Origin of the sequence: Geomesophilobacter sediminis (genome assembly GCF_016458275.1) — a bacterium.
Classification (GTDB): domain Bacteria; phylum Desulfobacterota; class Desulfuromonadia; order Geobacterales; family Geobacteraceae; genus Geomesophilobacter; species Geomesophilobacter sediminis.
On record NZ_JAEMHM010000008.1, the window covers coordinates 109,167 to 130,550 of the forward strand.

Annotated in this window: 15 protein-coding genes; 6 read left to right on the forward strand and 9 right to left on the reverse strand. The window is 61.4% G+C overall.

What is annotated here, in order from left to right; genetic code table 11:
- Window positions 1-26: 26 nt before the first annotated feature.
- The 3 genes from JFN93_RS10980 to JFN93_RS10990 form a co-directional block, all read right to left on the reverse strand.
- Window positions 27-1,814 (reverse strand): alpha-amylase family glycosyl hydrolase, encoded by a 1,788-nt coding sequence (locus JFN93_RS10980; RefSeq protein ID WP_199384123.1) that lies wholly within the window; start codon window positions 1,812-1,814, stop codon window positions 27-29.
- Window positions 1,815-1,854: 40 nt separating this feature from the next.
- Window positions 1,855-2,040: a hypothetical protein gene (locus JFN93_RS10985; RefSeq protein WP_199384124.1), complete on the reverse strand. Its 186-nt coding sequence runs from the start codon at window positions 2,038-2,040 to the stop codon at window positions 1,855-1,857.
- Window positions 2,041-2,461: 421 nt separating this feature from the next.
- Window positions 2,462-3,412: a sigma 54-interacting transcriptional regulator gene (locus JFN93_RS10990; RefSeq protein ID WP_199384125.1), complete on the reverse strand. Its 951-nt coding sequence runs from the start codon at window positions 3,410-3,412 to the stop codon at window positions 2,462-2,464.
- Window positions 3,413-4,860: 1,448 nt separating this feature from the next.
- On the opposite strand from JFN93_RS10990, the gene JFN93_RS10995 reads away from it, so the two are divergent.
- From JFN93_RS10995 to JFN93_RS11005, 3 genes are all read left to right on the forward strand, one after another.
- Window positions 4,861-6,444, forward strand: coding sequence for a DUF3943 domain-containing protein (locus tag JFN93_RS10995; RefSeq protein ID WP_199384126.1), 1,584 nt, complete (start codon window positions 4,861-4,863; stop codon window positions 6,442-6,444).
- A gap of 62 nt (window positions 6,445-6,506) precedes the next feature.
- Window positions 6,507-6,821, forward strand: a complete 315-nt coding sequence (locus JFN93_RS11000) for a hypothetical protein (protein WP_199384127.1) — start codon at window positions 6,507-6,509, stop codon at window positions 6,819-6,821.
- Between the two features lie 195 nt (window positions 6,822-7,016).
- Window positions 7,017-7,610 (forward strand): CDP-alcohol phosphatidyltransferase family protein, encoded by a 594-nt coding sequence (locus JFN93_RS11005; RefSeq protein ID WP_236021650.1) that lies wholly within the window; start codon window positions 7,017-7,019, stop codon window positions 7,608-7,610.
- A 321-nt stretch (window positions 7,611-7,931) separates the two neighbouring features.
- Here JFN93_RS11005 and JFN93_RS11010 read toward each other — a convergent pair whose 3' ends face one another.
- On the reverse strand, window positions 7,932-8,879 hold the full coding sequence (locus JFN93_RS11010; protein ID WP_199384129.1) for a sigma 54-interacting transcriptional regulator: 948 nt from the start codon (window positions 8,877-8,879) through the stop codon (window positions 7,932-7,934).
- Window positions 8,880-9,458: 579 nt separating this feature from the next.
- On the opposite strand from JFN93_RS11010, the gene JFN93_RS25780 reads away from it, so the two are divergent.
- Window positions 9,459-9,587 carry a hypothetical protein gene (locus JFN93_RS25780; RefSeq protein WP_268898807.1) on the forward strand — a complete coding sequence of 43 codons (129 nt, stop codon included), beginning with the start codon at window positions 9,459-9,461 and terminating at the stop codon, window positions 9,585-9,587.
- 251 nt (window positions 9,588-9,838) lie between these two features.
- Here the strand turns inward: JFN93_RS25780 and JFN93_RS11015 are convergent, their stop codons facing one another.
- A complete protein-coding gene (locus JFN93_RS11015; RefSeq protein WP_328753854.1) occupies window positions 9,839-11,563 on the reverse strand; it encodes a sigma-54 interaction domain-containing protein in 1,725 nt (574 codons plus the stop codon).
- 454 nt (window positions 11,564-12,017) lie between these two features.
- Here JFN93_RS11015 and mgtA point away from each other — a divergent pair, with 454 nt between their 5' ends.
- The gene (gene mgtA, locus JFN93_RS11020) at window positions 12,018-14,573 is read left to right on the forward strand and encodes a magnesium-translocating P-type ATPase (protein ID WP_199384131.1); all 2,556 of its coding nucleotides are present in this window, start codon (window positions 12,018-12,020) and stop codon (window positions 14,571-14,573) included.
- A gap of 246 nt (window positions 14,574-14,819) precedes the next feature.
- Here mgtA and JFN93_RS11025 read toward each other — a convergent pair whose 3' ends face one another.
- Genes JFN93_RS11025 through JFN93_RS11040 form a run of 4 tightly spaced genes read right to left on the reverse strand, consistent with a single transcriptional unit; the run spans window position 14,820 to window position 20,735 of the window.
- Window positions 14,820-15,338 carry a DUF2141 domain-containing protein gene (locus JFN93_RS11025; RefSeq protein WP_236021651.1) on the reverse strand — a complete coding sequence of 173 codons (519 nt, stop codon included), beginning with the start codon at window positions 15,336-15,338 and terminating at the stop codon, window positions 14,820-14,822.
- 31 nt (window positions 15,339-15,369) lie between these two features.
- Window positions 15,370-16,713: a sensor histidine kinase gene (locus tag JFN93_RS11030; protein WP_199384132.1), complete on the reverse strand. Its 1,344-nt coding sequence runs from the start codon at window positions 16,711-16,713 to the stop codon at window positions 15,370-15,372.
- Between the two features lie 26 nt (window positions 16,714-16,739).
- Window positions 16,740-18,095: a sensor histidine kinase gene (locus tag JFN93_RS25930; RefSeq protein ID WP_199384133.1), complete on the reverse strand. Its 1,356-nt coding sequence runs from the start codon at window positions 18,093-18,095 to the stop codon at window positions 16,740-16,742.
- Window positions 18,096-20,735 (reverse strand): chemotaxis protein CheB, encoded by a 2,640-nt coding sequence (locus JFN93_RS11040; protein ID WP_199384134.1) that lies wholly within the window; start codon window positions 20,733-20,735, stop codon window positions 18,096-18,098. It lies immediately after the preceding gene.
- A gap of 294 nt (window positions 20,736-21,029) precedes the next feature.
- Between JFN93_RS11040 and JFN93_RS11045 the strand changes: the two genes are divergently transcribed.
- Complete coding sequence (locus JFN93_RS11045; RefSeq protein WP_199384135.1) at window positions 21,030-21,296, forward strand: DksA/TraR family C4-type zinc finger protein; 267 nt, start codon at window positions 21,030-21,032, stop codon at window positions 21,294-21,296.
- Window positions 21,297-21,384: the final 88 nt, after the last annotated feature.

Consider the following 21,384-nt stretch of genomic DNA (forward strand, 5'->3'; position numbering starts at 1 on the left):
GTGCTTGGCTGTTTCGCTGCATCCCTCTATTGAGAGAAAATCAGCACGCTGTACGAGCCGATGGAAAGCGCGGCCTGGCAGGGAAGGCCGTCATACGGTTCCGGTACCGCAACGACGTCGCCGCTCGGATGGCCGGCGAAGTCGTCGCTGTACCCCTGCCAGTCGCTGTTGAACCGGAGTTTCCAGGCGCCCTCGGCCGGGAATCCGATGACGTAACCATCCAGGGGCTCGCTGTGGAAGTTGGCCACGACCACCACCTGGTCCGAGGCCCCCCCCTGGTCCCAGCGGTGGAAGGCGATGACCTTGCTGTCCTCGTGCTGGTGATACACCTCGGTGAATTGGCCGCAGAGCCCGCGCGTGAAACCGTCGCGGTTGAGCCGCAACCGGGCGAGGTCCCGGTACAGCCGGACGATGCCGTGAAACTCGACGCATTGATCCCAGTCCAGGGGCACCGAGTCGCGAAACCACTCCCCTTCCAGAAATTCCTGCCCCTGGAAGAGCATGGGAATGCCGGGAGCGGTGAAAACCATGGCGGCGGCCAGCGTCGAGCGTTTCCGGGCCTGCCATCCCTTGGGGTCGTCCGGCGCGATCTCCTGCGGCACGCGTGCCTTCCCGTTGGCCACCTCGTCGTGCGATTCGCTGTAGATGACCCGGTCGAAGGCGTCGTCGTTGTAGCGGTAGCAGATGGCATCGCGGATTTCGGCCAGCGAGCGTTGCTCGTCCCAGGGTGCGATTACCGCCTGGCGGATGGGATGGACGAACATGGCGTCCCACTGCGACCCGAACCCGGCCCCCCCGGCTCCTACCGGCTTGGTGAGCCAGATGTTGTTCCGAAGATCCTCGGCGATGGTGATGCGCCCCGCGAATAGTTCGGTGATCCGGCTGTTGATCCACTGCAGGAGGGCCCACCCTTCGGGGAGCTCCTCCTCGTCGGAGCCGTTGACGGTGCGGATGAACTGGGTGCAGTCGAAGCGCAGGCCGTCGACGTGGAATTCCTCGAGCCACATGAGGGCGTTGTCGAGGAGGAACTGGCGCACCTCGCCGCGCCCGTAATCGGGCCGGGTCTCTCCCCAGGGCGTTATGGCCCGCTCGTCGTTGTAGAAGTAGATGCCGCCGCGCTCGTTTTCCCTCCAGCCGTCGAACTGCCAAAGGTCGAGGTCGTCGGGGCCCAGGTGGTTGTAAACGACGTCCAGGAGCACCGCGATCCCCTCCTCGTGGGCGCGCTTGACGAACCGTTTCAAGGCCCGGGGCCCTCCGTAGTTGAGCTCCACCGAAAAGATGTGGGCGGGATTGTAACCCCAGGACCGTTCTCCGGCGAACTCCCCCACCGGCATGACCTGGATCGCATTGACGCCGAGCTTCTTCAAATGCCCCAGCCGCGCCGATACCGAGGCGAACTCTCCGGCGCGCTTCACGTCCTCCTCGTCGTTGAAGGTTCCGACATGCAGTTCGTAGATGACGAGCTCGTTCCAGGGCGCGAGCTGGAAATCGTCCCCGGACCAGTCAAATTGCGGGTCGTGGACGATGGCGTTGCCGGTCGAACCGGTCACCTCGCGGGCGTAGGGGTCGATCCGTTTGAGTTCCCCCTGCTCGGTGAAGAGCAGAAACTTGTACTCGTCCCCGGCCTTGGCCTGAGCCGCATCCGCATACCAGTAGCCGTTATCCTCGCTCTGCATGGGATGTTTGGTGCCGTCCCATCCGTTAAACGAACCGATAACCGATACGTTCCGAGCGTGGGGCGCCCACACGCGAAACGCCACCCCACCCGGATGAAGGATGGCTCCCATCCCCTCGATATGCGCAGCGTCGTTCATGGTCCCTCCCTATCTCGGCAGGTCCGACAGGGGATCCGCCCTAGCGGCGTTCTCCCCCACGTCCTCCTCCGTCACGATGTCCGCCATCCCGATATCCTCCGTCGCGATGGCCGCCGCCGCGTCCTCCCCCCCCGTCGTCGTCCCAGTAAGGGAACAGGCAGCCGGGGAGCATGATGACTACGGTGAACAGGATGAGCGACGGTATCCGGGACGGTTTTTTCATCATCTGGGCTCCTTGGAAAAGGTTCTCGTCCCGGAGCAAAAAAACTGGTCCGGGAGGTGCGCCGAGGCGATGCTTCGGTTATGGGGGGGCAACTAACGTGCCAGAGGCAAAAAACTGCCGCGGCGCGTGGAAGGATGGGATTTTACGAGGCGTCTGCGGAAAATGCGGGGAGCAAGGAAAGGGGAGGGGAGCGGACGAGCCGTCAAGGGTAACATAACTGTCATATATGACGGGCGACGGTGGGCGGGCACGTCGGCCGGCAGGGAGAGCTGCCGGAGGGGGCAGGCGGACGGGTGGGTGGGCGGGAAGCGTGTCGGCCCGGACCCGTCGCCCCCGGCGAGCCCGGACCACGGGGGGAGGATGCCTGGGGCTCAATCCGTCCTTAACTGCTCATCATGGTCCGCCCCTTCCCGTGTGGTTTGTGTCAAACTCGCGGCGGCCGGCGCAGGATGCCGTATTTCCGCATCCGGCCACGAAGCGTGCTCGGATGGAGCCCGAGGAATTCCGCCGCTCCGTTTTTTCCTTCGATGCGCCCACCGGTTTTCCCCAGAACCTCTACGATCCGGTCGTGCTCGGAGACGCCCCGGGCCTGAGCTTCCAACCCCGCCTCCCCGCGTCGTCCCCGCGAATTCTCCCGCCGGTTCAGATCCTGCACCGCCTCCTCCGGGGTGGTGATCACGGCCCGTTCGATGACGCTTTCCAACTCCAGCAGGTTGCCGGGCCAGGGATATTCCTGCAGGACATTCTGGATCCCTTCGGGGAGCGGTCCTACCTGCTTGCCGTATTTCCCGTTGAACTTGGCAACAAAAAATTCCACCAGCCGCGGGATGTCCTGCTTGCGCTGCGCCAGCGGCGGGATGGTGATGGTGAGCACGCTGAGCAGGCGGAACAGGTCTTCCCGGAACCTGCCGTTGCGGACCTCTTCCTCCAGATGCCTGTTGCTGGCCGCCAGGATCCGAACGTCCACCGGGATCGCGCGGGGGCACCTCTGCCGTTTGAACTCACCGTAGCGCATGACCCGGAGCAGTCTGTCTTGCTGGTTCAAAGGGAGGGCGCCGATTTCTTCCAGGAAAATGGTTCCGCGGTGGGCCATCTCGAACCGGCCGATTTGTCTCCCCCCGTCCCCGGAGCCCCGTTCCCTTCCGAACAGCTCGGCTTCCATGACGGCTGCCGGCAGTGCCGCACAGTTGACCCGGATCAGGGGCCGCTTATGGCGAGCACTGCGGCTGTGGATGGCCCGGGCGACGATCTCCTGGCTGGTGCCGGGCTCGCCGAGAAGCAAAACGGGGGTGTCCAGAGGGGCAACCTGCTCCACCAGCCGGAAAACTGCAGCCAGTAGTTGCTGCTCCACGTTTGCCAGTTGGGCTGCTTCCATACCGTACGCTCGCCTGTTGGGTTAAAAACCGGTATCGGCCCGTCGAGGGGGGATATTTTGGCGCGAACACGTGGAGGGTAGAGCAACTTGCGTGCCGGACGGGGATTGACGCAGCCTGCGATCGGCAACCAGCCGATGATGCGTTGGGGGGACGGAGGGAGGCGTTGGGGGGAGGGGATGGCAGAGGATGAAATCCGCCACGTTTGGCAAAACCGTCAAATCATTTTCGTCGGTTTGGCCGATAATGCGGTACGTCCGCTGGCCATCGGCGCAAAGAGCGACATTTACGGTTCCGGCAATTGTGCTCGGAGCGATCTGCGGGGTGTTTGCCTTGGGGATCCTCGGCCTTATCCTGGGCCCCGTTCTCTTTGCGAGCCTGATCACCGTAGGGAAGGATTCGATGGCCTCCCACCCGTCGCCGAAACAGGCCTGACCTGGGCCTGCCGGGTACCCACGCCTCTTGGGACGCTCCCTTCATCCCTTCTGCCCCCTGGATCCTTTCCGGCATCTAGGAAGATCCGAGCTATCACAACTGCGTGTCGAAATAACAAAAGTCACTCTGAGGCTCCGGGCACGACGGGGGAGAGAGAACTAACCCAGAAACGGCAACCTGGCAGTCTCTATCTGCGATACCGTTCCAATTGGAACCGGGTCCCGTAGCTCCAGAGGAACCCCGTTTTTTTTGTCAGCCTCACCACCCCTCCGGGCACGGACCAACCTTCTCGAACGCCATCTTTCCCTTTGGCTCGGGTTGGGGGGCTGTTCCATACCGATACGATCATCCCGGCCGGAGCCGTCATATGTGGCAGTTACGCTGCATGTGGCGGGGCCGGTCGGGAGGCCAGCCCAATTCCGCGGTCCCTCAGAGCGCCTTCCCTATTATATTCAATCGGTTGCATGGTCGTGGCAGAAACAATCCACCGGGCCTGCTAATTGCAAATTCTATTGCTGCCAGAAGACGGACACTCTTCATGCCTGTGGACTGTTCCATTTTCTGTCAGTGACTATCCGAGTCATACAATGAGCCGGAAACTTGAAGCCCAGATCAAAGATAACCACCACATAATCCATCAGAATTGTGGCAATGAATCACCGCAAGGTATCGGGTTAATAAGGAGGGGTTTTGTTACTACATGTCAGGTGCAACCACAGCCGAAACGACTACGTCAAAGGCTTCATGCTGGATGTCCTGAATGGGCCGGATGAGGTGGTTGCCTTTGAACGGGCAATGGGCTGGGTCATTTTTGGGGTAATTTCTTGCCGGTTCGCGGCTGACCGCGCTCCGGCGGGAGCATCGCCAGGCGCTTCCCCCGGCACCCGCTGAATATCGAAGGAAACCCTTTCCGGCCGTTGAGAGCGTGCCACCATACGCTCCGGCACCCGGGTTGCCGTCATCGCCGCGGCAGCGGCAACAATCTGGAGGTGCGTTTGCGCCGGACACTCCGAACATGATCAAAGCACGGGCGCTCTTCCTTCTTATCACGGTAATCACCGGGTTCTCCGCCCCTGGTGCCTACGGCTTCGCATCGGGGCCGGCGGCGGCCCCGGTGCCGTCGGCGCCCTGCCTGCTGGAACCGGGCGCCCGTGGGGAACCGAACTTATTGCGCGCCACTCCCCCGGAGCTCTCCCTGACCGCCTTCGAGCAGGACGGGGTGATCTTCGCAACGGCATCCCCCCCGGACGCCGTGCACCCCGGGGAAACCGGCGTCGATAAAAGCTACCTTATTCCCGCTCTGGAGGTGCCGGGGTTTCTCATCCTGCTGAACGTTTACGACAGGGTTGCCTACCCAAACCAGACCGAGGACGGCAAGAGGGTCTACAGTTCCACCTTTTCCAGCACCTGGGACCACCTGACCAGACAGAACTGGGTCTTCGACAAGGACCCCTTCAACGTCAATCAGTTCGCCCACCCCTACCAGGGGGCCACCATGTACGGCCTGGCGCGTTCCTCCGGCCTTGGCTTCTGGGAATCGCTTGCCTACAGCAATGTCGGGAGCTTTCTGTGGAAAATGGCCGGCGAGACCGATCCTCCCTCCCTCAACGACATGATCACGACCGGCAACGCGGGCAGTCTGCTGGGCGAGGCGCTTTTCCGGATGGCGGGACTGGTCCTGAACGATGACGGCGCGAGGCCCGATACCCTGCACGAGGTCGGCGCGGCGATCATTTCGCCCCCGACCGCCTTCAACCGTTATGCCTTCGGCAACCGCTTCAAGTCGGTGTTCCCGAGCCAGCATCCGGCCACCGCCTGGCGTTTCCAGGTCGGCTCCAGCTTCAATACCCTCTCCGAGCTCAACGCGAGCTTCGACTTTGCCATGGCGTACGGGTTGCCGGGAAAACCGGGGTACCGCTACCAACGCCCCCTGGATTACTTCAACTTCGAGATAAGCGGGCAGGCAAGGGCGACCAACCCCGTACACGACGTCCTTTTGCGCGGGCTTCTCTACGGCAGGGATTATGCCGCCGGGGAAGACTACCGGGGGATCTGGGGACTCTACGGCAGCTACGATTACCTCTCTCCCACCGTTTTCCGGGTCTCGACTACGGCCCTCTCGTTGGGGAGCACCGGCCAGTACTGGGTTGCCCCGGGTATTGCCCTGCAGGGTACCCTCCTCGGCGGGGTCGGTTTCGGTGCCGCCGGGTCGACCCCCGTCTCCTCCGGCGATCGGGATTACCACTACGGCATCGCTCCCCAGGGGTTGCTCGCCCTGCGGCTGCTCTTCGGCACCAGGGCTGTCCTGGACCTCGATGCCCGGGCCTACTACGTGGACGGGACGGGGAGGTTCATCAGCACCGGTAATGCCCTGGACGATGTAGGGGGGTCGGAGACGATCGTGCGCCTCAAGAGCGGATTCAACGTCAGGGTCTATCACCGGCACGGGCTCGGCGTACAGTACGTCGAGTCGATGCGTGATTCTCAGTACGGCCGGCAGCCGAGCCGCCATTCCCGGGATGGCACCGTGAGCCTGGTCTACACCTTCACCGGCGACTCGCACTTCGGCGCCGTCGGTTGGCGCGATGAAGGGCGCTGAGTTGCTTTCTGATCAGCGCTCACCGTCCGCGTCCGCTGTCTCGTCCCACCTAAGGAGGGGCCATGAAACCGATCGGATCGTTATCCGCAGCACTGACCGTGGTCGGCGCGGCGTTGATGCTGCTCTCAGCCGCTGCTTTGTCCGCCGCCGACCGGAAACCCGATTCCCGCCCCGGACCGGGGACGGCCCCGGGAAACGTTCAGGAGTGCCCGAGGCACATCGCTGATCCCGATGTCTGCGCGACGCCAGGGAAGGTTCCGCCGGGAAAAGATGGCGGCGCGGGGCTCAAGGCCAAAGAGCAAAAGCAGGTAACCCCCGAGGCAAGGGATGCTTCGCGAGATCTGCTGGAATCGCTGGTTGAAAAGGGCTCGGAATGATAGGATTGGACCCCTGGCCGCAGCCGATGCCTCGGAGCCTGCAATGCGCCGGTCCGGCGGCCTGAAACAGACGATCCTGAGCCCTGGGGAGCCTGGTCCGCATTGCGGAAGAGTGCATCCAGGCAGGTGCCGCCAGATCCTGATCCAACCCTGACCAGCAAGGACCCCTGAATGGAAAAACAGAAAGCATTTTCGATGATTCGTGAATTTCAGCTTGCCGACTGGTGCACCCTGGCCAATGCGGTCTGTGGCACCGGCGCCTTGTTTTCCATGCTCTCCTACCTGCAAACCGGTGCGATCCGGCATGTCTACTTCGCCTGCGGGATGATCTTTGCCGCCGGTCTGTTCGATGTCCTGGACGGACGGATCGCACGCTGGCGGCAGAAGTCCTCCGGCCTTGGCCGCGAGCTCGACTCGCTCGCCGACATTATCTCCTTCGGGGTGGCGCCTGCCGTCATCGGGTACGGCTGCGGCATGCAGGGCCTGTACGACCGTGTCATCCTCACCGCCTTTGTCGCCTGCGGAGTATCGCGCCTGGCACGTTACAACGTCACCGCCGAAGCGCTTTCCGAGGGGGGCGACAAGGTGAAGTATTTCGAGGGGACTCCGATCCCGAGCTCATTGCTGCTGGTGATGATGATGCTGGTGGCCGCCGCGCGCGGCGCCCTGGGGGAGTCGCTCTGGTTGGGGCAGGTGAAGCTGGGGGGCTTTACCCTGCACCCGATCGTGCTCCTTTTCGCCATCTCCGGCTCGCTCATGGTAAGCCGCATCCGGTTCCCGAAGTTCTGAGGCATCCGGCAGCTGTCAGCCAACCAAGGGAGGTAAGCGCCGTCTTATCAAGGTGGGGGAGCGCCGGTGTGGGGACACTTTTCCCGCAGATCTTTCCTCCGCACGGGTAAAAATTCAACTGTGAATCTCCCCCCTCGGTTTTCCACCTCCCGAGGATGTTCGTCGGTGCCGCCCCGTAGGCGGCGCTCGTCGTCAACATTACTACTATGAATAAGCTCCAGAGTTTCATAGGTCACCTCAAACCATCGTGCTTCGGGTCGTTACTCCACCGTTTGGAACGTCCGTGGGGTTCCCCTGTTTTTTTCCCAAAAATCGACCCTTTTATCTCGTCTTCCCCTCCCGGCGAAAAATGCCGTATTTGCGCATCCGGGCCCGGAGCGTGCTCGGATTGAGCCCGAGGTGCGCGGCGGCCCCGTTGTTTCCCTCGATATGCCAGTCGGTTTTCCCGAGGGCCTGCAGGATCCAGTCGTGCTCCAGATCAGCCAGCACCTTGACCTCCAGCCCCGCCGGGGCCTCGGTCGCCGCACACCCCGCGAACCAGTTGGCGACCTGCAGGGTGCTCCCCTGGCTGATGATCACGGCACGTTCGACGACACTTTCCAGTTCCAGCAGGTTGCCGGGCCATCGGTACCGCTGGAATGCGTCCCGGGTCTCCTCGGATATCACCCGGATGTTCTTGCCGTATTTCCTGTTGAATTTGGCGACGAAGTAATCCACGAGGCTCGGAAGGTCCTTTTTACGCTGATTCAGCGGAGGAAGGGTGATGGTGTCAACGCTGAGCATCCGGAAGAGCTCTTCCCGAAATCTGCCGAGGCGGACCTCTTCGGCGAGCTTTCGGTTGCTGGCGGCGATGAACCGTACGTCCAGCTTGCTGTTGCGGGAAATTCCCGGCCGCGGTAACGCGCCATCACGGATGAACCGGTGCATTTTGTCTTGCAGTGCCCAAGGCATCGCGCCGATTTCGTCGAGAAAGATGGTGGCGCGGTCGGCTGCCTCCAAACGTCCGGGCTGTCGCACCCCGGTTCCGTCATGCTCCCGCCCGAACAGCTCTCCTTCCATCATGTCCGGCGGCAGCGAGGCACAGTTTACCTGTATCAGGGGTCGCGTTCTACGGGCACTTATCTCGTGGATGGCGTGAGCGACCATCCCCTGGCCGGTGCCTGCTTCGCCCAGGAGAAGAACCGGCGTATTCCGCGGGGCAACTTGGTCGATCTGCTGGAAGATGCCGGGCAGCAGCCGCCGTTCAATTTCCGCCAGGGTTTCTTCCATAGCTGTCACCCACTGGTTCGATGCGAAATATCGGTCGGCCTGCCGTGAACGGTCTGAGGCCGGATGCTGCGGACAAGGCTTTTGCGACCGCCATGCAGAAGAAATGATGCAGCTAATGTGCCGGACGGACCCGACGCCCGCCGCCGACGCAAGTGGCCGATTAGGCACTGATTATGGCAGGGGTGCGTCCGAAGGATGGATGCGCCCGGCAGGAAAATCTGCCACGTTTGGTGAAACTGCCATATGCGACGGAGGGCACTGACTGGTCAAGCGCGTTTGCCACCCGTCTTTTGCCCGTCCCTTTCCCTCCGGGTTGCCCTTCGGCCGTGTTTTGCCCGCAAGATATGACGGTTATGTCACCGCTGACGGCTTCCCCCGGCGTTTCTGGCTCAAGCGCTGCGCCCGAATCCGGATTTATCCCGTAAAGTCGGGGCCTGCCCCGGCAAAATCGAAAAAAACGGTATTTGGCCTGGTAGTTGCTGAACCAACCCTGCCTGGGCGATCGGCGCGCTTGCAGAAGGCGCGTCGCTTTGCCGTCAACGCTCGGCTCGACAGGAAGCACCTGGAGGAGGATTTGATATGGCGGAAATTGCGGTCGGTGTCATGGTGGTAACGATGGTCGTCCTCATGATCTGGCTCTGCATGGCGGCTCACCGCAAGGAGGAGGCCGACGTCGCCACGGGGCCGCGGTTCTACACCCGGGAGTAACCATTAAAAGAGGGACCTGTCCTGAGGCAGGTCCCTCTCTTACGTCGGCCCGGGTGACGTTGGTGGGCCTTTTCCGACGTGCGTTTTGTCCAGGCAAGGGGCAGCCGGTATGCCGGGTGAGGCACCCGTCGGGCGCCAGGGAAGGGGATGATTGCACGGATGGAATTGGGAGGAGAGCTGCGGTTGCCGGGAGAATTCCTGGCGGTCCGGCCGGATCTTGTCCCGAGCGGAGGGGATTGCTGCTTTGGTGCCTATTTGCGCTGGATGCCGCATTTTCTCATCCGGGCCCGCAGGGTGCTGGGGTTGAGGCCGAGGAGCCCGGCCGCCCCGTTTTTCCCTTCGATGCGCCACCCCGTTTTCAGGAGCACCCCGAGGATGTGGTCGTACTCCAATTCGGCCAGCGCCTTCGTCTGCGGTTCTGTGGTCGACATCGCGGGCCGATCCAGGTCGAACCGGTCCACGATCTGCAAGGAGGGCCCCTGGGTCGTGATGACGGCCCGCTCGACAACGCTCTCCAACTCCCGGACGTTTCCGGGCCATTGGTATTGCTGAAGGGCCTTCAGGGTTTCCCGCGACACGCTCTGTATCTTCTTGCCGTTTTTCTTGTTGAATTTGGCGATGAAATGTTCGACGAGCCGCGGAATGTCTTCCGTGCGCTGCCGCAGGGGCGGGATCGTGATCGGGAAAACGTTGAGCCGGTAGAAGAGGTCTTCCCGGAACCGGTGGTTACGGACCTCTTCCTCCAGATTTTTGTTGCTGGCCGCGATGATCCGTACGTCTACCTTGACGGTGCGGGGACTCCCCAACCGTTCGAACTCGCCGTCCTGGATGACCCGGAGCAGCTTGCATTGCAGTTCCAGGGGCATTTCGCCGATTTCGTCGAGGAAAATGGTACCGCGGTGCGCCAGCTCGAAACGGCCGATCTGCTGCGCATTGGCCCCCGTGAAGGCCCCCTTTTCCCGCCCGAAGAGTTCGCTTTCGATGAGGTTTCCCGGCAAGGCGGTGCAGTTGACCGTGATCATGGGGCGGTCCTTGCGGGAGCTGTTGCTGTGGATGGCGCGGGCCACCACCCCTTTGCCGGTGCCGGTCTCGCCGAGGAGCAAAACCGTGGCATCCATGGGGGCCACCTGTTTGACCTGGGTGAAGACGTGGGTGATCGCCTTGCTCTGCCCGACGATCTCGCCGAAGTTGTACTCTCCGGCCGCCTCCTGCCGCAGGTAGATGTTTTCCGCCAGGAGCCGGTCCTTCAACCCTTTTATTTCGGCCAAGGCGTTCTTGAGCGACTCTTCCGCCCTCTTTCGCTCGTCTATTTCCCGAGTCAGTTGTGCGTTGGCCCGGGTCAACTCCTCGGTCCGTTCGCCGACGACGCACTCGAGATTGTCGTGGGCTTTTTGCAGCTGCGCCTTCAACTCCCGGGCCAGGGTGCCGTCGACGACCGAACAAAAGACGTGGAATCCCTTTTTCCCGGGTGCCCCCACGGCGACGCTCTGCAGTTGCCAATGGACCACCTTGCCGTCGGTTCCCGTGAGCCTGATTTCGCATCGCTGCACCCCCGGCTCGTGCAGTACGTCGGCCAAGTGGCGGGTAAACCGTGCTCTTTCTCCCGGATCGGCAATATAGCTGGCAAAGGGGGTAGCGGCAGCCTCGCTTCTGTTGATGCCCAGAAGCCGGGCCCCGGCCAGATTTACCTCCCGAATCACCCCGGAAGCGTCAAAGGCGAAATAGCCCACCGGCGCAAAATCGAAGAGCTCGGCATACTTCGCCAGCGAAAGCTCCAGCTCCTGCTGGGCCTGGCGCAACGCCAGGTTCTGCATCTCCAGCTCGATCTGGTGAACTTCCAGCTCGTGGGAAAGCCGCTGCGACCGGTCCCCCGCCCGGGATGCCTGGAGATCCTCGGCGGTGGCCCGCAGTTTTTTTTCGGCCTGCTGCCGCAATTCGCCGGCCGCCGTCGCCGGGCTTTTATCTTTGTTCCCCACGGATCTGCCCCCTGGTTGGGCGAAAAACTGTCTCAGTGCCGGCACGGCTTGTTTCCGGTTTCCCTTTGGCGTGCCGTTACTGGACCTGCGAAATGCCCTGCTCTTTTGTCGTGGTGAACCCATGCCGACCAAGGTCGACCGTAAGGGTCCTGACGTGACCGGGGGATGTATCATGGCAAGTGCAGTCTGCCCGATTATACTTTCCTGTCAACAGGGTTACTCTATCAGGAAACGTTTTGATAAGCCAATGATAATTTGTGTAATCAAATGTTCGATGCTCGAGGCGCTCTCTGAGATCGACGTCTCCCTGATCGCCGGATCCCCCTCCTCCCGGGTATCAGCTCCTGAATGGACCGGGAAATCGTGGGAGTGAGAAAACCTGTTACCATTGAGTGCGGGCACTACCTCCACCGCTGCATCAGCGTCAGGCCCCGCGCCGCTAAGAGAACAAACCATGGATATTATGCCTGCTCCTGCCACCAAAACCGGTGCCCCATTCTGGCGAATTACCGTCCCTGAGCTCTTGCAACGGCTGGAATCCACTCCGGATGGGCTGAGCAGTGTCGAGGCGGCCGCGCGTCTGGCGCGGTTCGGCCCGAACCTCATCCACGGGGAGCGCAAAAAGGCGCTGGTCCTGCAATTCATCGCCAAGTTCAAAAATCCTCTCGTCATCGTCCTGCTTACCGCCAGCGCGCTCTCCGCCGTTACCGGAGACGCCACGAGCTTCATCATCATCGGCACCATCGTCCTGATCAGCGTGACCCTCGACTTCGTCCAGGAGTACCGGGCGGGGCAGGCGGCGGATCACCTGCGCCAGTCGGTTGCGGTGCGCGCCCAAGTGCTGCGTGACGGAACGAGCCGGCCGATTCCGCTCGCCGAATTGGTGCCGGGAGATGTGGCGCTTCTCGCCGCCGGCGATCTCATTCCCTGCGACGGCCGCGTGCTCGAGGCACAGGACTTTTTCGTAAACCAGTCCCTTTTGACCGGGGAAGCGTTTCCGGTGGAAAAATCAGCGGCGGCAAACGTCAATGAGACCGAGGTTCTCGCCGCGGGCAATACCGTGCTTCTGGGGACCTCGGTGGTAAGCGGCAGCGCCCGGGTGATGATGTGCCGCACCGGCCAGGATACCGAACTGGGCGAGATTGCCGAAACCCTTTTGACCAAGCCCCCGCCCACCGCCTTTGAAGAGGGTACCCACCGGTTCGGTCTGCTCATCATGCGCATGACCATGCTGCTGGTCCTGTTCGTCCTTCTGGTCAACGCCTATTTTCACCGCCCCTGGCTGGAATCCTTCCTGTTTGCGGTGGCGCTTGCGGTCGGCCTCACCCCGGAGCTCCTTCCCATGGTGGTTTCCGTGACCCTTGCGCGCGGGGCGCTGCGCATGGCGGCCCACAAGGTGATTGTGAAAAGGCTCGCTTCCATCCATAACCTGGGGAGCATGGACGTCTTTTGCACCGACAAGACCGGCACCCTGACCGAAGCCCGCATCCACCTGGAACGCCACCTGGATCCCCTGGGGAAGGAGAGCCAGCGGGTCCTGGAACTGGCGTATTTCAACAGCTTCTTCGAGACCGGTCTGAAGAGCACCCTGGACGACGCCATCCTGGAACACACCGAGATCGACGCGAGCCGCTGGGAAAAGGTCGACGAGGTGCCCTTTGACTTTGAGCGGCGCCGGATTTCGGTGCTCCTTGGCAGCACAACCGACCGCCTGCTCGTCGTCAAGGGGGCTCCGGAGGACATTCTGCGGCTTTCGGTGAGCTATGTGCGGGAAGGGGAGGCGCAGCCGCATCCCCTGGATGAAGCGGCACGCCGCAGCATCAATGCGCAATTCGAGGCCTTGAGCCGGGAGGGATTTCGGGTACTGGGAATCGCGTCGCGGCAGGTGGGGAAGGAGCACGTCCATGCCGTGGTCGGCGACGAGGCGGAACTGGTTTTCGCGGGGTTTGCCGCCTTCCTCGACCCCCCCAAGGAGAGCGCCAAGGCGGCTCTGGCCGGGCTTGACGCCGATCGGGTGGCGGTCAAGATCATCACCGGCGACAACGAACTGGTGACCCAGCATATCTTTGCGAAACTCGGTCTGACGGTGACCGGAGTCCTCACCGGCGCGGAGATCCAGCAGCTGGATGACTCCGCCCTGGCGGTGCGGGCCGAGCAGGTGAATCTCTTCTGTCGCGTGGCTCCCGCGCAGAAAAACCGGGTCATCCTTGCCCTCAAGCGGCGCGGCCATGTGGTCGGGTACCTGGGGGACGGCATCAACGACGCCCCGTCGCTGCACTCCGCCGACGTGGGGATTTCCGTGGACAGCGCCGTGGACGTGGCTAAGGCCGCGGCGGATATGATCCTTTTGGAACAGGACCTGGGGGTGCTCCATGCCGGCGTCCTGGAAGGGAGGCGCACCTTCGGCAATATCATGAAGTACATCATGATGGGGACCAGCTCCAATTTCGGCAACATGTTCAGCATGGCCGGGGCCTCGCTTTTCCTCCCTTTCCTCCCCATGCTGCCGGTCCAGATCCTGCTCAACAACCTCCTCTACGACTTCTCCGAACTCCCCATCCCGCTGGACCGTGTCGACGACGACTATCTGAGTCATCCCCGGCACTGGGACATGAAGTTTATCCGAAACTTCATGCTGATCGTCGGTCCGGTCAGCTCGGTCTTCGACTTTCTCACCTTCTACGTGATGCTGAAGCTCTTCCATGCCGGCGAGGCGCTCTTCCATACCGGCTGGTTCATCGAGTCGATGGCCACGCAGGTGCTGGTCATCTTCGTCATCCGCACCCGCAAAAACCCTTTCCAAAGCCGCCCCAACCCCTGGCTGATCGTCTGTTCCCTGACGGTGGTGGCGGTGGCCGCGCTGGTCCCCTTCACCCCCGTCGGAAAAGGGCTCGGCTTCGTGGCCCCCCCGGCGTTCTTTTTCCTGATTCTGACCGCCATGCTGGTGACGTACCTTTTTGCCGTGGAGGGGATGAAGCGCTGGTTCTTCCGCCGCTTTTACACGGAGTGAAACGGGGGGGGGCTCTGCTCCCGATGCCGGATCCCGGTCGGTGGCAATGATCCTGCTGCGGGGAGTCCAGGTCGTCGCGGAGCTTGAGCGCAGGCCGGCGCAGCCAGGCGGAAAAACAGCCGGGATTCGAAACCTTAACTGTGGATGCGGGGAAGCATGGGCAGGGGGGAGGAATCGTAGAGCGGCGCGGGCATTTCCGGCGCGCCGGACGCCCTGCCGCTTCGGAGCCCCTGCGGGGAAGGGGAGTCAGTAGTGCAGGCTGATGGTCAGGTCGAGGTCCTTCCCATCGTAGGAGAAGCTGGCGGCGGAAAAAGTTGGTGCGCCGATCACCCCTTTGGCATCGTTTGAAAAGCCGTAACCTTCCTTGGGAACGCCGAACAGGTTGGTATCGAGCTTGCCGTTTCTATTCTCATCATGAATGACCGCCACCGCATACTTTCCCGGGGGGATGTCCAAAAAGTCGCAGCGCGCCTGGGATTCCCGGATTTTTATCACCATGATGTTTCGGGCCGTCTTCAGAAACTCGGCGGGAAAGCCGGCCGGTGCTTCGAAGAGCGCACAGGCCACGGTCCCCTTGCTGTTTCTTATGTCCAGGACCCGCACGTGGATGCCCCGGCATTCCGATCCCGCCAATGCGTGGCAGGGCTCCCAAACCAGCAACGACATCACTACCGATGCGACACGGAGAAATCCGGCCAAGCTCCGCAACCGAAGATTCGTGGCTGAGGAAGCCACCGGCGGTTTTCTGGCAGTTGACTCGTTCATGGTTTCCTCCCGACATTCGAGGGGAGCCGGGTCAGACTTCGATCCTGAACTCCGCACCACTTCCGGTATTGCACACCGTCAGGCGTCCCCCCATGTTCTTCACGATGATGGCCTTGGAAAGGTAAAGGCCGATCCCGGTTCCCTTTTCCGGTCCCTTGGTGGTGAAGTAGGGATCGAAAAGCCGGTCCAAAATCCCCTCGGGAACCCCGCCGGCATTATCGGATATGGTTACCACCGACGTGCCCCCTGCCTCGGCCGCGCGAATGGAAATCACCGGAACCGCGATATTTTTCTCCACCAGCGCGTCACGGGCGTTCATCAGGATATTCAGCAGCACCTGGGCATATTCGTTGGGATAACCGAAAGCTTGGGGATCTCCCTGGAGGTCGACAACAATCGCAATCTTTTGCGCCTGGAAGCTCCCGGCTACGAGCGAAAGCGTACGCTTGATTTCCTCTCCTATGCTGAACGTGACCTTTTTCTTGTCGGGGCTGAAAAAGTTCCTGAAGTCTTCGACGGTCCGCGACAGGTGATCGATCACCTCCATCCCCTTCTCGACATTCTCCTCCAGAAACTCCGCGGTAACCCCCCCGGATTTAAAAAATATGGGCAACTGCTGGATGAGGAGCGCCAATATGTTCAGCGGCTGGCGCCACTGATGGGCGATACTGTTGATCATATCGCCCATGACGGCCAGCCGGTCCTGAATGATCAGCATCTGGTCCCTTTGGCGCAGGTCGTCCACTGCCTGCCGGATGCGCTCCTCCAAAGACCGGTTAATCTCCTCAAGCTCCCGGCTTTTTTGCACGGCTAGATCCTGGGCCAACCTGCGCTCGGTGATGTCGACCAGCGCAACGCGGCACTCCTTCCCTGAGCCGTCCGCCACCGCCTCGATCTGCACGAAGCGTGGGCGGTTTCCTTCCGTCGCAAGCGGTACCTCAACGGTCACCTTCTCCTGGCCGGCCAACACCTTGTTTCGACACTCCTGGTAGAGCGGGCGCGCTTCCCGGTCGACGAAGAGCCCGAAGTCGCGCCCCAAAAGCTTGGCGCGGTCGATGCCGAGGAGTCCTGCGCCGCGCAAGTTCGCGGCCAGGATGAATCCGCCGGCGTCGAGGGTGAAGTAGCCGGTCGGAGCGAAATCGTAGAGGTCGGTGTACTTTTCCAGCAGCGTCTCCACCTCGTCCCTGGCGCGGCGGAGCTCGTCGTTTTGCATCTCCAGCTCGATCTGGTGGACCTGCAGTTCGTGGACGAGATACTGCGTTTCCTGCACGTTATTGGTGGCCTGGGCCGACCTCTGCGCCTTCAGCCGCTCTTCGGCGAGACGGCGCAGCTCGGCCGGCTCGGTTGGCGGTGATGTGTCTTTGTCGGTTTTCATGAACGCTCCTTGTCCGGAAAAAGGAACTACGCCGCTGGGCCAATCCGTTCCGGTAACGTGAAATAAAAGGAGGCGCCTTCATCAGGCCTCCCCTCGGCCCAGATCCGTCCATCGTGCTTTTGTACGATCCTCTGTACGGTCGCCAATCCGATGCCGATTCCCTCATATTCATACTCCCCGTGGAGCCTTTCAAAGGGTATGAACAGCCGGGCCGTATGGAGCATATCAAAGCCGATGCCATTGTCCCTCACGAAATACACGGTTTCTCCGTTGGTGCACACGGTTCCGAATTCAATCCGCGCGGCCGGGCACTTTCCGGTGTACTTCCAGGCGTTTTGCAGCAGGTTTTCCAGAACCTGTCTCAGCAGATGGAGATCGCCATAGGCAATAATCCCTCCTGCAACGGCCGTATCCACCTTGCGTTCCGGTTCAAGTTCACTGAGCAGGTCCAGGATCTCGCCGGCCAGCAAACTCAGATCCACGTTGGTCTTGGTCAACCTTACCCGGGTCAAACGGGACAGGTTCAAAATGCCGTCGACCAGTTGCCCCATTTTCCCCGCGGCGGTTCCGATACGCTTGAGCAGGGCCTGGCCCGGTTCATCCAGGCGGGCTGAATAATCCTCCAGAAGGATGTTGCTGAATCCGCTCATGCCGCGCAACGGCGTGCGTAAGTCGTGAGCCACTGCGTAGCTGAATACCTCAAGCTCTCGGTACGATGCTTCCAGCACTGCGTAGGATGCGTTCAGTGCCCGGTTCGCGAATTCAAGTTCTGCGGTGCGCTCCTTCACGCGCTGTTCCAGTTCGTTGTTGAGCCGGATAATTCTATCCTCGGAAAGCTTCAGCTCAGTGATATCAACAACGGCAACCCGGCACATCGGGCTCGACTCGGAGGCAATTGCTTCGATCCGTACGAAGTGAGGGCGATTGGTCTGTGTGATGAGCGGTAGTTCGCAGTACTTTTTTTCTTGAGAGGCAAACACGTCGTCGAGAAAGGCAGCAAAACGGGAACGGGCCTCGTCGGCCACGAACAGCCCGAAACGCCTGCCCAGCAGGTGGGAGCGTTCCACATCCAAAAGTGTGGCGGCGCATAGGTTCGCCGAGCTGATGATTCCCTGGCCGTTCAGGGTAAGGTAGCCGATCGGGGCGAAATCGTAGAGGTCGGTGTACTTTTCCAGCAAGGCCTCCACCTCGTCCCGGGCGTGGAGAATCTCGGCATGTTGCAGCTCCAGTTCGATCTGGTTGACCTGCAGCTCACGGAGGAACCGCTCCCTATCGAACTCTGCTCGCGCCGGTTCCGTAGCCGAAGACGAGGCGTCCAGCCGCTCTTCCGCAATTTGGCGCAGCTCACCTGCTCCCGGCACCCGGTATCCCTTGACCGTCACCTACGCCTCCTTGCCGGGAGCTGCACGCTCACCCTGGAGCCGGGCAATCTCCTCGCGCAGATCCTCTTCCAGGGCCTTGGCCGCGCTGATGTCGGTGAAGGTGATGACCACCCCCCCGATGACGTCCTCGATGGTGCGGTACGGCATGATGCGCACCCTGAACCAGCGCTTGCCGGAAGCCGCGATCTGCTTCTCCGAAAAGACCAGGGTCCGCAGCACCTCGCGTGCTTCTTCGGTCATCTCGGGGTAGACCAGGTCGCTGGTTATATCGGAAAGCGGCCGTCCCACGTCGCCGGGAATAAGATTGAAGAGCTTGTTGGCCCCGGTGGTGAAGCGCCGGACGTGCAGGTCGTTGTCCAGGAAAATGGTGACTATTTCGGTGCTGTTCAGCAGGTTCCTCATGTCGTTGTTCATCCGGGAGAGCTCGTCCATTTTGGACTGCTGTTCGGCGTTCACCGTCTGCAACTCTTCGTTCAGGGACTGCATCTCTTCCCGCGAAGTCATCAGCTCCTCGTTGGTGGACTGCAGCTCTTCGTTGGTGGACTGCAGTTCCTCGTTGGTCGACTTCAGCTCCTCCTGGGAGGATTGCATCTCTTCGCGGGTGTTCTGCAACGCTTCGCGCATGTGCCGCAGTTCCTGCTCCAATTCGAGCTCCCGGCCGGTTCTCGCCGCGGACTTGGCTCGGCCCGGCTTTTCCTTTTCCGGGGGGGCCACATCCTGGAAGACGATCATCACCATTCCCTTGAGCGCCTCGGGCTCCTGAATCGACTGGAGGGTGAGGTCGATCGTCTGGGAAGCAGCGCTTTCTCCGACCCTCAGCCCCTTGACGGTGACCGGTTCTTTGTGCCGGAGCGCCCTGGGGAAGGCGCTCTCCAATTCGAAGCGGAGTCCCTCGCGGACCATGGCGAAGACATTCCAGTTGGCCTTGCCCGCGGCAGGTTCCAGGTACTTGCCGGTCCGACCGCTGATATAGAGGATGTCGCCGGTGTGGTTTACCAGTACGGCGGGGGGGGAAAAGTGCTGCAGGAGCAGTTGATCCGCCAGCGACTGCAGATTTGCTACCGGTTTTGCCATCATCGACTCCCTTGAGACTTCCGGCTGGTGGACAAAAAACGAAGGGGGAAACGCCAGCGGCTGAGCTGCCGGGACCGATTCGCGCCTGCGGAACAGCCTGGATTTGAGGTTGAGCGGGGCGAAGTTCTCGGACAAGGTGCCGAGGCTCTCGGAACTCCCCAGAAACAGGAGGCCGCCGGGGTTCAGGCTGTAGTGGAAGAGCGGCAGCACCTTTTTCTGAAGTTCGGGAGCCAGATAGATCAGAAGGTTCCGGCAGATGAGAATGTCGAGCTTGGTAAAGGGAGGGTCCATGATGAGGTTTTGCGTGGCGAAGGTCACCATCTCCCGGATTTCCTTCCTGACCCGGTAACCGTACTCATCCCTGATAAAGAACCGGCTCAGCCGCTCGGCAGAAAGATCGGCGGCGATGTTGGCCGGAAACCTACCCTGGCGGGCCTTGTCGATCGCATCGCGGTCCAGGTCGGTGGCAAAGATCTGCAGCGTGAACTTGCCTGCGGGCTTGACCTTTTCCAGCACCTCCTTGAAAGCTATGGCCAGCGAGTAGGCCTCCTCCCCGGTGGAGCAGCCCGCCGACCAGGCGCGCAGCGTTCCGCCTGCCGGGTGCGCCGCCAGAAGCGCCGGGATCCCCTCCGCCTGGAGATGGGCCCAGGCCTCCGGGTCGCGGAAAAAGCTCGTGACGCCGATGAGGAGTTCCTTGAAAAGGAGCTCCACCTCCTGCGGATTCTCCTGAAGGTATCGGACGTAGGTGGCGATGCGGTTGATCTGGTGCAGTCCCATGCGCCGCTCGATCCGGCGGTACACGGTGTTCTTCTTGTACAGCGAGAAGTCCTGTCCACTTTGGGCGCGCAAAAGGATCAGGACCTTCTCCAGGGCGCTCAGGTCCTTCTCTTCCAGGTTCAGTTCGGGTTTGTTAATGATGAGCGTGTGCCGGATGTAGTCAACGATCTTTCCGGGGAGATCCTCCGCCGGGGCAACCAAGTCGGCAAGACCGGCAGCGATGGCGGTTCTGGGCATGCTGTCGAACTTGGCCGAGGCCGGCTCCTGCACCAGCGTCAATCCGGCCTTTTCCTTGATGGCACGCAGCCCCATGGTGCCGTCCGAGCCCATGCCGGACAGGATGACGCCGATGCTTAGCTCCTGCCGGTCCTCGGCCAGGGAGCGGAGAAAGAAGTCGATGGGAAGGCGCAGACCGCGCGGCTCGGCCGGTTCGAACAGGTGCAGCACGCCGTGCAGGATGGACATGTCCCGGTTGGGAGGGATCACGTAGACACAATCGGGTTCGACCCGCATCCGGTCCCGGACCTGGTGCACCTTCATCCCGGTGGTGCGCCGCAAAAGCTCCGCCATGATCCCTTTGTGGGTGGGGTCCAGGTGCTGAATGATGACAAATGCCATGCCGCACCCCTCCGGGACCCTGCGCAGAAACTGCTCCAGCGCCTCCAGCCCGCCGGCGGAGGCACCGATGCCGACGATGGGAAAGGAAAGGTTCACTTTATCCGCCGGAGTCTCCTTGGGAATGGAGTTGGCCCGATCATTGCCGTTATCACTGTCCGGTCGATTTTTCATAGGGGGAGACGATACCAGTTATCATGAGTTATTTCAAAGCAAATATACTTGGGCAACAACTCTGAGTGTGCATCATTCAGGCCCCGTACCAGAACAGGGCGAAGTAGTGGCCGGTCGACCCTGTCACCACGAACAGATGCCAGATGAAGTATCCGTATTTAATGCGGGCTTCCACTGCGAAGATGACTGCGGGTGATGGCGGCGGAGGGGGGGGCTCCGGCGGGGTTAGCCGAATCTCTACCAACATGGGGGGGCAAAAGAGTATACTTAATCGCAGGTTACGGAGGAAAGGTCATGGCAGTTGGATGGTCGCGCGATGGGGCGGTGCAGGAACAGATAGATGCCACCGTGGCATCCGCCGTCGAAATAGCTAAAAGTCGCCTACCGAAAGGTGAAAGTCTCACCCATTGCGAAGAGTGTGAGTCACCCATTCCGGAAGCGCGTCGCAAGGCAATGCCGGGAGTTCGATTCTGTGTTGCCTGCCAATCGGAACTCGAAAAGCGGCAGAAGGCCGCTGCGCTCTACAATCGGAGAGGTAGCAAAGATAGCCAGCTGAAGTAAATTCCTGCCTTGGGTAGCTCTCGTATTTCAAACTAATTTCATCCCTCCTCTGTGTTCTCTTCTCCTCGTTCGAAAATGCCAGCTGCTG

Coding starts and splice junctions, on each gene's coding strand:
- JFN93_RS10980 (WP_199384123.1), bottom strand. CDS start 1,814: ATGAACGACGCTGCGCATATCGAGGGGATGGGAGCCATCCTTCATCCG.
- JFN93_RS10985 (WP_199384124.1), bottom strand. CDS start 2,040: ATGATGAAAAAACCGTCCCGGATACCGTCGCTCATCCTGTTCACCGTA.
- JFN93_RS10990 (WP_199384125.1), bottom strand. CDS start 3,412: ATGGAAGCAGCCCAACTGGCAAACGTGGAGCAGCAACTACTGGCTGCA.
- JFN93_RS10995 (WP_199384126.1), top strand. CDS start 4,861: ATGATCAAAGCACGGGCGCTCTTCCTTCTTATCACGGTAATCACCGGG.
- JFN93_RS11000 (WP_199384127.1), top strand. CDS start 6,507: ATGAAACCGATCGGATCGTTATCCGCAGCACTGACCGTGGTCGGCGCG.
- JFN93_RS11005 (WP_236021650.1), top strand. CDS start 7,017: ATGATTCGTGAATTTCAGCTTGCCGACTGGTGCACCCTGGCCAATGCG.
- JFN93_RS11010 (WP_199384129.1), bottom strand. CDS start 8,879: ATGGAAGAAACCCTGGCGGAAATTGAACGGCGGCTGCTGCCCGGCATC.
- JFN93_RS25780 (WP_268898807.1), top strand. CDS start 9,459: ATGGCGGAAATTGCGGTCGGTGTCATGGTGGTAACGATGGTCGTCCTC.
- mgtA (WP_199384131.1), top strand. CDS start 12,018: ATGGATATTATGCCTGCTCCTGCCACCAAAACCGGTGCCCCATTCTGG.
- JFN93_RS11025 (WP_236021651.1), bottom strand. CDS start 15,338: ATGAACGAGTCAACTGCCAGAAAACCGCCGGTGGCTTCCTCAGCCACG.
- JFN93_RS11030 (WP_199384132.1), bottom strand. CDS start 16,713: ATGAAAACCGACAAAGACACATCACCGCCAACCGAGCCGGCCGAGCTG.
- JFN93_RS11040 (WP_199384134.1), bottom strand. CDS start 20,735: ATGAAAAATCGACCGGACAGTGATAACGGCAATGATCGGGCCAACTCC.
- JFN93_RS11045 (WP_199384135.1), top strand. CDS start 21,030: ATGGCAGTTGGATGGTCGCGCGATGGGGCGGTGCAGGAACAGATAGAT.